The following is an 11,487-nucleotide window of genomic DNA, read 5'->3' on the forward strand; positions in this document are numbered from 1 at the left end:
CTTCCCGCGACCGGACTTTCACCGGCTAGAAGATGCGTGCTTAGCTGGGCACGCCGCACTAAAAAAAGGACATCAGCCTGAGCTGTGTCCTCCTAGGAATTGACTAAACATATTCGTTCTGCCAGATCCTCAATCGTCTCTCGCATGGCAAGCTTTTGGCGCCAAGTTTCCGGGATCGCTTCATATCCATATCCAAAAAAAACGCAGTGCGGGAGTAAAAACACTCCCACTCTGCGGATTTGTTGACTTGCAACCGAATTACTGAGGCGCTTGATTACTCCACGTCTTGCCGCCGTCAACGGAATACAACTTCTTGCCGTTCTCCGTTTTCACCAACAATTTTACGCTTCCCCTGTGGGTGAAGACTCCTTCTGTTGGTCCCTGACGATCTCCTTCCACAGGAGCCGTTCCTCTTGAAATGGTCACTTTGCCGTCAGCATCAATCGTTTCGTTTACCCCATTAGGTGCTTCTTGGCTCCAGGTTTTGCCGTCGTCTTCGGAGTACCATCTCGCACCGTCTTCCGATTTAACTAACAGGGTTGTGAACGAATTGGAGGCCGAAGCCGATACCGCACCGAGGGAAGCAACAAGCGCCCCGCATACAAGCAAAGTACCTAGTTTTTTCTTATTGTTCATCGCGGATAGAAATTTGAATTTCATCGTGGGATACCTCCATTTTTTTGATTTTTTTATCAAGCAGCGCTGCTTACATGGATCATCGTACGGGATGAACCTTTAGCTAACCTTTGATTTGCAGAGAAATTTGCAGCAATATCTTCCATCGGTAAACCGTCCGGCCCTTAAGGTTATCTAAAGGGAAGCCATTTATAATTTCTAATGAAGAGGGTCTATGCGATGAATTGGAGGTAAGAGGATTGAGGATTTTGCTTGTGGAAGATGAGGTTTTCATTGCAGAAGCCATCGCTCAGGTATTGAAAAAAAGTGGCTACACGGTCGACTTGGCCTTTGACGGCGAAGAGGGGTTACATCACGGCCTTTCGGGAATTTACGATATTATCGTTCTGGATATTATGTTGCCCAAGATGGACGGACTCGCCGTTCTCCAGGAACTGCGGGACAACGACATCATGACCCCGATCATTTTGCTGACCGCGAGAGGGGGGACCGAGGACAAAATTCATGGGCTCGATTGCGGAGCCGATGATTATTTGGCCAAGCCGTTCCAGACGGATGAACTGCTTGCCCGCTTGCGAGCGCTTGGCCGGCGAGGAACGATATTGCATCTGGACGGACTGTTGACATGCGGCGACTTACAGCTGGATCCGCTTGCTCTCATACTCCGATGCGGGGCTGATGAGGTCCAACTTCCTCCCAAGGAATCTCAAATGTTGGAACTGCTCATGCGCAGAAAGAACTTCGTCACCTCGAAAGAGATGCTAATTGAAAAAGTATGGGGCTATGAGACAGACGCGGACGAAAACCGTGTGGAGATGTACATTTCCCTCCTTCGTAAAAAGTTTGGAATGATGGGTTCAACTGTAATCATCCAAACGATTCGGGGAGCGGGATACATCCTGAAACCGTAGAGGGTGGGACTATGTTCAGTACGTTGCGGAATAAATTACTTTTTTTAAATCTGTCCATTACTTCAGGCGTCATCATTGCAGCATTCGCCTTTGTCTATTTCATTGCGTACAGCAATCTGCAGGCGGATATTCGTCAACGTCTTCATACTCAGCCTGAGACACAAATCCAAGTTGGGCCTGACAATCCAAATCAACCATCGGGACAAAACGGGAGTCCAACCACAGTAAGGCATAGGTTTGCGGATGATATCAGCACTTTTCATGTGGAAGTTGACGAAGACGGAAGGATCGTCCGTATCGAATCCGCCGTTAATTTGCCTGAAAGTGCATATCAACAGCTCGTGGAGATCGCTTGGAAGAACCAAGACGAGAATGAAATGATTAAACTGGAAGACAGAGAATGGCGGTATTCCGTCGCTCCCATCCGCGTTCAGGTCGTTGGCGAAGACGGGATTCCACAAGCCGTTAACGACCAAAACTACAGCCTCATTTTCCTGGATGTTACGGAGATGAACAGCACGCTAAATCAACTTCTTATGACCCTGCTATTCGTTGGCTTCAGCACGCTGATCGTGATTTTGGGTGTGAGCTTTTACTTCGCTAACCGGGCGATCAAGCCAATCCAAGGAGCGTGGGAGAAGCAAAAGCAATTCGTAGCCGACGCCTCCCACGAACTAAAAACGCCGCTTTCGATCATCCATGCGAACTGTGACGCACTTGTCGCAAGTCAGGAAGATACCATTCAGAACCAAATGAAGTGGATTGATTACATTCGGGCCGGAACGGACCGGATGGGCAAGCTCGTCCAGGATTTGCTGATTCTTGCCAAAACCGACGATGAACGGATAACGCTGCACAAAGAACATTTTAACCTTAGTGAAGTTGTCGACACCGTCTCCCAGTCCATGGAAGCGGCAATAGCAAGCAAAAGGCTCTCCCTCACCCGTTCGATTGAGCCCGACCTGATCGTATCCGGGGACCCAGACGGTGTAAGCCAGGTGGTGGGCATCTTGCTCGACAATGCCATCAAGTATGCGAGTCCAGGCGGTTGGATTCGGCTGTCGCTGACAAGATCAGGCCGACGCATCGAATTTTCCATTACCAACAATGGGCGTGGAATTGCCAAAGAAGACCTTCCAAAGGTATTCGACCGATTCTTCCGCGCCGATCGCTCCCGCACGTATAAAGACGGCAGCTATGGCCTGGGCCTCTCCATCGCACAATCGATCATCAAACAGCATGCCAGCGTGATTAAGGTCAGAAGTGTGGAGAATCAAGCGACTACGTTTTCGTTTTCGCTTGCCAAGTGATCCGCGGAATATCTCCAAAAATTAATATGAATTATTGAATTATTTTCCTCCTTTAGCAAACAATACATCACAACTTGGTAAAGGAGGCAGAGAGTTTATGTGTCAACGGTTTTCCATGGCGGCCGAGCTGCCGGAGGTTCAGGAACATTTTCAGATCGGACGGGTCATGTGTTATTATAAAAATCGCTTTAACATCAGCCCTACACAGCCTACGCCGGTGGTACTTCAACAGGACGGGGAGCGGGTGCTTGACGAGTTCCGCTGGGGGCTCGTTCCTTATTGGGGCAAAGATGCGGTGAATGCCGATCTGCGAAACGTCCACCAGAATCCGACGTACCGTCGGCTCATCAGTACGCAGCGTTGTGTGATCCCCTGCAATGGCTTTTATTATTGGAAAAAAGACGGCAAGAAAGAATACCCCGTGCGGGTCGTGCTGAAAAACCGCGGCATCTTTGGAGTCGCCGGCCTGTACGAAATTTGGCGGGATACGCGCGGCGAGCCGCTCCGCACCTGCACCCTTGTGATGACGGAGGCGAACCCGCTGATCGGGGAGTTTGAGAACCGGATGCCGGCGATTTTGTCCCCCGAGGCTATGACCCGGTGGCTGGATGAAGAGGTTAGTGACCTCGACGCACTGGACCCCATCTTGCGGCCGCATGTAGCGGAGGAGATGCAGGCCTATCCCGTAACGCCGCTGATCGACAATGACCGGTACGATTCCGATGAATGCATCCGGGAGATGGACTTGGAGTTAGCTTGGGTGAAGCGTTAAGCGCATGGGGGCAACTTTGTTACATATACATGCAAAAAAAGCTCTTGGACGATCATGTCCAGGAGCTTTTCATTTGGCTTAATTTAATTTAGTCTGCCGTCTTATCGCTCTCCTTCAGAGCTTGCCATACCTTACATGCTCTGTAAAAGATAGTGTGACCGGAATCACCTTATCGCTCCTTTTCCAGCGTTATCTTCAATAGAGAGCTTCTTGGTAAGAAATAGATGGATTAGGAGGATGTAACATGGAGAAAATCGAGGTTAACTTTGAAAAAATGTATTATGGTTTCCCGGTCATTTTAACCAGCTTTTACGATGAAAATGGGGTTGCGCACGTGACGCCGTCCTCGTCCTCTTACTCGCTGAAGGACCTGATGGTGCTGGGCTACAACAGCAAAGGATTTGCCGCACAGCATCTCAAGGCGGGAGCCGACTTCGTGGTGAACCTGCCGGATCGCTCCCTGCAGGAGGCAATAAACTATTGCGGTTCACGCTCCGGTGCAGAGGGCAGCAAATTCGCCGCAGCCGGCCTGACACCGGTAGCTTCGGAGCATGTCAATGCCCCGGCGATTAAAGAGTGTCCGATCTCCATCGCTTGCCGGGTTGTTGAAGTTGTCGAGAGCGAGGAATTCCCGGGGCTGACCCATATTTTTGGCCGAATCGTCAGCCGATCCGTCGCCAAGGAATATTTGAGCGCGGAGGGTCGTTTGCTGATCGACAAGCTGAACCCGGTGATATATGCCGGAGACGGGGTTAAGAAGGGGTTCCGGTTTTTGCAGCAGAGCTGACAGCGCAGTGATATTCTCTAGTTTCCTTACGCGAAAAAAGCTGCTTCTTCGCTTCAATAGCGAGGGAGCAGCTTTGTTGCTTTACTGATCTAACAGCCAACGCCGCAGCACGTTCGCGTGATTATACACCGGGTCCTTGGCGGCATACAGCAAGGTGACCGGACGTTCGCGCGCGATTTCGCGGATCCGGTCCGCCAGCACGGCGCATTCCGGACTGCTGTTCAATTCGCGCAAATAGTTGGTGCTAAATTCCGCATACCGCTCCATCCGGTGCGCGAATTCCTTGCGCAGCTCCGGGCTGGGAGCGATTCCCTTCATCCATTCGTCAATCGCCGCATCGGCCTTGGTCATCCCGCGCGGCCATAGGCGATCCACGAGGATGCGGTATCCGTCCTCGGGGGCTGCCGTTTCGTAGATCCGCTTTACGCGGATCTGCTCTCCTAGCGTTGTTGCTTGGGGCAAGCCCGTTCCCGCCGCAAAACGCCGCACTTCGTCCGCTGTTGGCATACCCGCTTGAGCACCAAACTTCGTCACAGCCAGCGCGGAAGCCAGCGACGCATACTGTATGGCTTCTTCCAGACTTTGCCCCTGAACGAGAGCGACGGCCAGCGCAGCATTAAAACAATCGCCGGCCCCTGTCGTATCTACAACAGAAATGACATGTCCCGCCACGGTTCGAACCTCCCCCGCCTCAGCCAAATAGGCCGATCCATCAGCGCCCAACGTGGTCACAACTTGGGCCGCACCTCGTTCCTTGAGGCGCTGCATCGCCAGGCGGAGGAAGTCGCTGTTCACATCCGTCATGTCCAATCCTATCCCGGCGTATCTCCCCAGCTCCGTACGGTTCGGCGTTATATAGTCGATACAGCCATAAAGCTCTGCCGGAAGTTCCCGAGCCGGGGCAGGGTTTAAAATTACTTTCTTGCCCAACGACTTAGCAATTCGCGCTGCATATAACACCGTTTCCACCGGAATTTCCAGCTGGAGCAGCACGATATCGGCCTCCTTCAGCTTGTCCAAGTGCTGATCGATATCCGCCGGTGTCACCTGATCGTTAGCTCCGGGAACAACCAGAATACTGTTGTCACCATCGGCAACGTAAATTGAAGCAACACCTGTTGCCGTATCGGTCAGCCGTTTGACGCCGCTGACATCAATGCCTTCCTTGCGCAAGGCAGCCATCAGATCGTCTCCAAAAGCATCCGCCCCAACCGCACCAATCATTGAGGTGCTCGCCCCCAAACGAGCTGCGGCAACCGCCTGATTTGCCCCTTTACCTCCCGGGATGAAGCGAACCCGGTCGCCCAGCAGAGTCTCCCCGATCTGTGGAATTTGCCGCGCCTCCACCACAATATCCATATTCAAACTGCCGATCACAGCCACCTTAGGTTGCGTCAAAGTCATAACCATCCGCCCTTAAACTTAGTTTCTGCCCTCAAGTTTATGCCAGAAGCTTGCTTTCAGCAAGTTGGAATCCAGAACAACAACCATTGTGCAGCCCCTTTTCCACCATTATCCCCTTCAGTCAGATGGCATGCGAACTTGTAGTCTGATCGTGCGTTTTTGCATCATTATGTATCTGAATCAGGTCTACTCTCCACCTATTTTGTCCCCGCTCTCCATCGATCTCACCACCACCCGCTTCACCGCCTAACTCAGGTATTCCTGAACCAACGGGATAATGGTTAAAAAGGGGCCGCCAGAGAGCAACAACTCCAGTTAAAGGTCCAATAATCAAATAACCGGGACCCCAAGGCCCCGGTCGGCATGTGTATACTATAAAAACTGCACCCGCTTATTTAATGCGCCGGGCGGAACCATAAATGCCTGGGCCCGCTTGAACCCGACCGGTGCTCCGCGCACAATGGTCAGCGCTTTGTAGTATTCGATGAAGGGGAAGCCGGACGTTTCACCGCGTGCATAGGCGTACACGTTCATCGCTTTAACCCACGTTTCATAGGCTTCATCAGGAATATCCACGAACACCTCCGGCTGGAAGTCGTACGGGTCCTCCCAGTTGTCGGCATAATAGACCGGGCCGGGGTAGTGATTGGGCAGCGCCCGTTCGATCGTTTTCAGCGCCGCATAAAACCGGGCATCCTCAACGATGTAGTGTGTGTTCGAATGATCTTTATGCATCGAGCCCTTCCAATGCGTAATAAGAAGCGTCGGCTTCACTTCGCGGATGACATCCGCAACCTGATATTTCACCTCTTCATCAACTGGCAGCTCCGCATCCTTGTAGGCAAGAAACCGTACGTCGGCCCCAACGATTTCGGCGAAACGGTGGGCCTCTTCGATTTTTTGCTTCGCATAATCGTCTGGGGACAGCTTAGGATGCCCCTTCTCGCCTGGCGTCAAGTGCAGGAAGGTCGCTTTATGCCCCGCCTGTACGTATTTTGCAATCACAGCCCCCGCTGTTAAATCCATATCTCCGGCATGTCCTCCGATGGCCAAAATATGTTGCGGCTTATCCATTTCCATAATTAGAATCTCCCTTCAATTCGTAGTATTGTTCGCAAACCGTTTGCAAACCTATATACTCGCCATGCCTATTCTTTCAACCCTGAGTTCATCATGCCGCGAACGTAATATTTTTGCAGAATGATAAACACGATGAGAATTGGCACCGTTGAGATGACAAGTCCTGCCATCAGAAGCGGTTGGGTTAAAGTAGGATCCAGATGATCCTTCAGCATTTGAACGCCAACAGGTAAGACCGCCAATTCCGGATTGACTGAGTTAATAATTAACGCCCAAATGAACTCGTTCCACTGCCCGATAAATTCAAAAATCGCCAGAGTCGCTAACGCAGGTCCCGTCATCGGCAAAATGAGCCGAAAATAAATACGGAACTCTGATGCACCATCAATACGGGCAGCTTCCAGGTAAGCGTTATTGATCGTCATAATAAACTGCCGCATCAGGAATATGCCGTACGCACTTACCGCAAAGGGGAGTATCAAGGACAGGATCGACGTCGTCATCCCGCCTACGCCCCCGTTACCAAAGAGATCGTTACCACCTACCAATGGAAAATGCGTCATGATGTAAAAGTTCGGGATAAAGAACAGAAAGCTCGGAATCATCATCGTCGACAAAATAAACCGAAAGATCCCATCCCGTCCGCGAAACCGCAGTTTCGTCAGCGCATACGCCGCCATCGAGCTCGTCAGGAGCACCAAAATGGTGGTGATGACGGATTTGAGCAGGCTGTTTTTGAACAGCAACCCGATGTTTAACGATTCAAACGCCAGTTTGTAGTTGCCGAACTGGAACGTCTCCGGTAAAAAGCGATAGTACAAGCTGTTATACTCCGCCGGCCCTTTAAACGAGCTGAAGATCATATCCAGGAAAGGGAACAGCATCGCGATGGAGCCGATGACGATGATGGTGAAGGAAACCCAAGGCTTTTTTCTCCGTCGCATTAGTAGCTCTCCACCCCTCCCTGTCTAAAAAATCGCATTTGGATCGCCGTAATGATCATGATGCACACGAACAACACAAACGCCATCGCGCTGGCAAGGCCCCAGTTACCAAAGGAAAACGCCTGCTTATACATCTCCAAGCCTGCAACATTGGTAGCATCGCCCGGACCTCCGGTGCGCGTCATGACCATGGTCAACGTAAACGACTGCAGCCCGCCGATAAACGAGGTGATCAGTACGAAGGTGATGGATGGCTTCAGCAGCGGCAGCGTAATCCCGAGGAACACCTTCCACACGCTTCCCCCTTCCAGATCCGCCGCCTCGTAGTAGTCTTCCGGGATGGCTTTGAGTCCGGCGGACAGGATCAGCATGGAACTGCCGATCCCGAGCCAGCCTCCAACCACAATAACCGACGTCAGCGCGGTGTTGGGGTCTTGCAGGAAGTTTTGCCGAGGGATACCTACCCAAGTGAACATTTCGTTGATCAACCCATTTGTTGGGTTGTACAGGTACAGCCAAATGTTGCCGATGGCGACAACCGTTGTGACCGACGGCAGAAAGTACAGCGTTCGCCATAGACCTTCCCAGCGCAGACGGGTGATGAAATAGGCGACTGCCAATGCACAGACAAACGAAATGGCTACCGTACCAAACGCAAACGTGAATGTGTTGGTCAAGATCGGATGCAGAAAGGTGGAATTCGCTGAAAACAATGTACGGTAATTGGCTAAACCTACCCACCGGATCGATGCAAGGTCAAAGCCGCCCCATTCCGTAAAGCTGAGAAACAGGGAGAAGATAAACGGGATCACCAGGAAGATCGCGTAAAATACAAACACCGGCGTCAGGAACAAATAACCAACCAAGCCTTCTCGATATGCTAAACCTAGCTTCTGTTTCATTGGCCGGTCCCCTTATTGTCCCAGCTTCGCCTGGATATCCCTCTGGGCATTTTCAAGCACTTCTTCCTTCGTGGCTTTGCCTGCCCACATATTTTCTATCTGCTTATACAAAATGTCCTGGATTTCCGAAGCGGTGGCCGGGCTTTGTTCAGGATTGGCGTATTGCAGCGCATCAGAGAACGTTTTGGCGATCGGGTCGGCGGCCAGCTTGTCTTGGATCGTCTGCGAGGCGAGATCGGTTTTGCGCGCTGGTACCGTATTAAAGCCTTCGATCAGGAAGTTCCCTTCCGGCGTCATTCCGTTCTTCACCTCCACCGAGTTAAACCATTTGAGGAACTTCCACGCCGCTTCTTGATGCTTCGACTTAGAGTTGACGCCCCAGGCCCAGGTATAGGCCAACGAGCCTTGAGTTTGACCGTCCGGTGAAGGCAGCGGGGCTGCACCTACGTCGACGAAGCTGTCTTTCATGAGCGTTTTTAGGGAACCCGCCCACCAGCCGGCCTCAATTGTCATTGCCACTTGACCGGCGCCAAACGCCTTGGTCGTTTCGAACCCGATGTCGGAGATTCCGTTACTCCCGTAAACCTTCGAATAGAGGTCGATCGTTTGCTTCGCAGCTTCACTGTCGAGATTCGGCTTGCTTAAATCCTCGCTTAACAGCGTGCCTCCGGCTGTAGCCAGCAGGCCCATAAATGGCTGGACAACTTTACCGGCATAACCTCGCAAGAAGCCAAAACCTTGTACGGTGGTTTTGCCGTCCTTGTCTTTCTGCTCGATGGCCGAAGCCATTTGCAGCAATTCATCCCACGTTTTCGGCGGTGCTTCAAAACCTGCTTCCTTCAGCAACCGCTTGTTGTAGAACAGACCATATGCCTGCACTTCGGTCGGATAACCAAAGATTTGCCCGTCGATCGTTGCTGCAGCCACGGCGGATTCGGGGTAATTCTCTCTGATGTCAGCCGCAACATCCTCCGGTGCCGGAGCCAGCACCTTATTCTTGGATAGCTGTCCGCCCCATAAGGTGTACGTATGGACAATGTCAGCCACTTGACCAGCGGTCTGCTTGGTCATCATCGTGCTGAGCAGTTGGTCAAATTCGACCGGCGTCAGCTTCACCTGGATGTCGGGGTTCTCTTTGTTCCATTGTTCGATGTAAGGTTTGAGGAAATTCTCGTTTTCACCGGTATAATGCGAGAGCAAGGTGAGGGTCACTTTCGAGGAGGAACTCGCGTTGTTGCCGGATGAACAGGCGGTCATGCCGATGGCGCAGACGATCGTTAAAAGCCAAATGAACGTTTTTTTCACGCTTCTCCCTCCCAGGATCGGACTTAGGATCGTGTTTGCTTGTGGCTGTTCTGTTTTTACGCAATGCGGATGAGGTGTTTATGCGAGGGTCTTGACCATGATGTCGAAGGTTCTTGTCACCGAAAAACCGGTTTGTTTGTACAGGTGCCCTGCCGGGCTCTGCTCGCCGGTCCAGAGAAACCAGGCTCCGTGCAGCCCGTGGGCGCGCATGGTGTGAAGGCAGTGATGGAGTAGAATTTTGCCGATGCCCCGGCCGCGTTGATCCGGATGAACACCAAATGGCCCAAATCGTTCGCGAATCCCTTCGTACCCGCCAAACAGGCAGAAGCCGACAAGCCGGCCGCACTCACGGGCCACTAAAATTTGCTCCAGCGGCAACCCTTGAAGAATCCCTTCACGGATCGCGCGAGCCCAGTCCGGATTAAAAATCTCCAGATTAAAGCGGATTAATTCCGTCAAATCACTATCCTGCGCCGTGCGAAAAGTATAACCTTCCTCCTCCCTTTGCCGCTTCAGCGCTTCGACCTCGGGCGGAGTTTCATAACCCACCAGGCTGTAATCCATCGCAACGGCGGAGTACTGTTTGGTAAAGGCGTTTTTTTGTAGAAATGCCGCTCCTTTCGGGTATCCCGCTGCGTCGATGCCGGGCACGATGTAGTTCGGGGCGTAGGAAGCGAAAAACAGCTTCGTGCAGCCGTGCTCGCGTAAGAAGCGTTCAGCTTCAAGCAGCAACCGGCTGCCCACGCCCTGCCGTTCAAACCTGGGATCCACGAAGAAGAATGGAATCCAGCCGTTCTCCGGCTCCAGCTCTGTGCCGCTCATCGGAAGCTGCCGGCGCACCGCATAAACGCAGCCAACCAGCCGATCCGTCTCGTCGAAGGCGAGACGCAGGCCTTCTGGATCAAAGTTGGCGTCCAGCAGCACCAAATTCCGGAATCGCTTCGCCGTCACCGGGTCGAGGAGCAGCACGCGGTTCCAAAGCTCGACCAGCGGCCCTTCGTCGCCAGGCCGGTACCCCCGGGTTGCGATTTGTCCCATGATGATCCCTCCTGTTCTGTAGCGTTGAACTATTTTGAAATAAACTTCGCGATCAACGGTCCCTGTTGCCGCAGTTGCTATGCATCAGCAATCGCTGCGGCAACCGTGTTGTGAAACTTGGCACGCAAGCCGGCCACGGATCGATCCCTCCCGTAATGAACGCGATTGGTAAGCAGGACGCAAGCCAGCTCCAGTTCGGGATCGATGTAGAGGCTGGTGCCGGTGAACCCGGTGTGGCCGTAGGCCACCGGGGAGAGCAGGTCGCCGGCGGCGTCAAACGGATCGCCGCGCAGCACCCAGCCGAGGCCGCGGCAGCCGCCCGGCACGCCGTCCGTGCACGGCCGCGTGGGGAAGGAGCAAATAATTTTCGGCTGCGGTTCGGATGAAATCATCCAGGT

At 52.5% G+C, this 11,487-nt stretch carries 12 protein-coding genes; 4 read left to right on the forward strand and 8 right to left on the reverse strand.

Features of this window, described 5'->3' with window-relative positions; all coding sequences use genetic code 11:
* Nucleotides 1–258: 258 nt before the first annotated feature.
* Complete coding sequence (locus RW092_RS21740) at nucleotides 259–660, reverse strand: beta propeller repeat protein (protein ID WP_085170911.1); 402 nt, start codon at nucleotides 658–660, stop codon at nucleotides 259–261.
* 215 nt (nucleotides 661–875) lie between these two features.
* Here RW092_RS21740 and RW092_RS21745 point away from each other — a divergent pair, with 215 nt between their 5' ends.
* The 4 genes from RW092_RS21745 to RW092_RS21760 all read left to right on the forward strand — a co-directional run bounded on the left by RW092_RS21745 (nucleotide 876) and on the right by RW092_RS21760 (nucleotide 4,416).
* On the forward strand, nucleotides 876–1,547 hold the full coding sequence (locus tag RW092_RS21745; RefSeq protein WP_316011266.1) for a response regulator transcription factor: 672 nt from the start codon (nucleotides 876–878) through the stop codon (nucleotides 1,545–1,547).
* 11 nt (nucleotides 1,548–1,558) lie between these two features.
* Nucleotides 1,559–2,857 carry a sensor histidine kinase gene (locus RW092_RS21750; protein WP_316011267.1) on the forward strand — a complete coding sequence of 433 codons (1,299 nt, stop codon included), beginning with the start codon at nucleotides 1,559–1,561 and terminating at the stop codon, nucleotides 2,855–2,857.
* 97 nt (nucleotides 2,858–2,954) lie between these two features.
* Nucleotides 2,955–3,629, forward strand: a complete 675-nt coding sequence (locus RW092_RS21755; protein ID WP_260071672.1) for an SOS response-associated peptidase — start codon at nucleotides 2,955–2,957, stop codon at nucleotides 3,627–3,629.
* Between the two features lie 244 nt (nucleotides 3,630–3,873).
* A complete protein-coding gene (locus RW092_RS21760; RefSeq protein WP_260071673.1) occupies nucleotides 3,874–4,416 on the forward strand; it encodes a flavin reductase family protein in 543 nt (180 codons plus the stop codon).
* Between the two features lie 81 nt (nucleotides 4,417–4,497).
* Here the strand turns inward: RW092_RS21760 and rbsK are convergent, their stop codons facing one another.
* From rbsK to RW092_RS21795, 7 genes are all read right to left on the reverse strand, one after another.
* On the reverse strand, nucleotides 4,498–5,820 hold the full coding sequence (gene rbsK / locus RW092_RS21765; protein WP_127576666.1) for a ribokinase: 1,323 nt from the start codon (nucleotides 5,818–5,820) through the stop codon (nucleotides 4,498–4,500).
* Between the two features lie 372 nt (nucleotides 5,821–6,192).
* On the reverse strand, nucleotides 6,193–6,900 hold the full coding sequence (locus tag RW092_RS21770; RefSeq protein WP_016311258.1) for a PIG-L deacetylase family protein: 708 nt from the start codon (nucleotides 6,898–6,900) through the stop codon (nucleotides 6,193–6,195).
* A gap of 68 nt (nucleotides 6,901–6,968) precedes the next feature.
* Nucleotides 6,969–7,844 carry a carbohydrate ABC transporter permease gene (locus RW092_RS21775; RefSeq protein WP_016311257.1) on the reverse strand — a complete coding sequence of 292 codons (876 nt, stop codon included), beginning with the start codon at nucleotides 7,842–7,844 and terminating at the stop codon, nucleotides 6,969–6,971.
* Entirely contained in the window at nucleotides 7,844–8,746 is a 903-nt protein-coding gene (locus tag RW092_RS21780) for a carbohydrate ABC transporter permease (protein ID WP_028540031.1), read from the reverse strand. The genes RW092_RS21775 and RW092_RS21780 overlap by 1 nt, the downstream gene beginning before the upstream one ends.
* A 12-nt stretch (nucleotides 8,747–8,758) precedes the next feature.
* Nucleotides 8,759–10,051, reverse strand: coding sequence for an ABC transporter substrate-binding protein (locus RW092_RS21785; protein WP_016311255.1), 1,293 nt, complete (start codon nucleotides 10,049–10,051; stop codon nucleotides 8,759–8,761).
* Nucleotides 10,052–10,129: 78 nt separating this feature from the next.
* Nucleotides 10,130–11,089, reverse strand: coding sequence for a GNAT family N-acetyltransferase (locus RW092_RS21790; RefSeq protein WP_316011268.1), 960 nt, complete (start codon nucleotides 11,087–11,089; stop codon nucleotides 10,130–10,132).
* A 77-nt stretch (nucleotides 11,090–11,166) separates the two neighbouring features.
* Nucleotides 11,167–11,487, reverse strand: a 321-nt coding sequence (locus RW092_RS21795) for a serine hydrolase (protein ID WP_316011269.1), incomplete at its 5' end; no start/stop codon positions are given.

Origin of the sequence: Paenibacillus sp. 3LSP, from assembly GCF_032465655.1 — a bacterium.
In the GTDB taxonomy this organism is placed as follows: Bacteria; Bacillota; Bacilli; order Paenibacillales; family Paenibacillaceae; genus Fontibacillus; species Fontibacillus barengoltzii.

Excerpts from the sequence above, each read along its gene's own strand:
- RW092_RS21740 (WP_085170911.1), bottom strand. The coding sequence starts at position 660 with ATGAAATTCAAATTTCTATCCGCGATGAACAATAAGAAAAAACTAGGT.
- RW092_RS21750 (WP_316011267.1), top strand. The coding sequence starts at position 1,559 with ATGTTCAGTACGTTGCGGAATAAATTACTTTTTTTAAATCTGTCCATT.
- RW092_RS21755 (WP_260071672.1), top strand. The coding sequence starts at position 2,955 with ATGTGTCAACGGTTTTCCATGGCGGCCGAGCTGCCGGAGGTTCAGGAA.
- RW092_RS21760 (WP_260071673.1), top strand. The coding sequence starts at position 3,874 with ATGGAGAAAATCGAGGTTAACTTTGAAAAAATGTATTATGGTTTCCCG.
- rbsK (WP_127576666.1), bottom strand. The coding sequence starts at position 5,820 with ATGACTTTGACGCAACCTAAGGTGGCTGTGATCGGCAGTTTGAATATG.
- RW092_RS21770 (WP_016311258.1), bottom strand. The coding sequence starts at position 6,900 with ATGGAAATGGATAAGCCGCAACATATTTTGGCCATCGGAGGACATGCC.
- RW092_RS21775 (WP_016311257.1), bottom strand. The coding sequence starts at position 7,844 with ATGCGACGGAGAAAAAAGCCTTGGGTTTCCTTCACCATCATCGTCATC.
- RW092_RS21780 (WP_028540031.1), bottom strand. The coding sequence starts at position 8,746 with ATGAAACAGAAGCTAGGTTTAGCATATCGAGAAGGCTTGGTTGGTTAT.
- RW092_RS21790 (WP_316011268.1), bottom strand. The coding sequence starts at position 11,089 with ATGGGACAAATCGCAACCCGGGGGTACCGGCCTGGCGACGAAGGGCCG.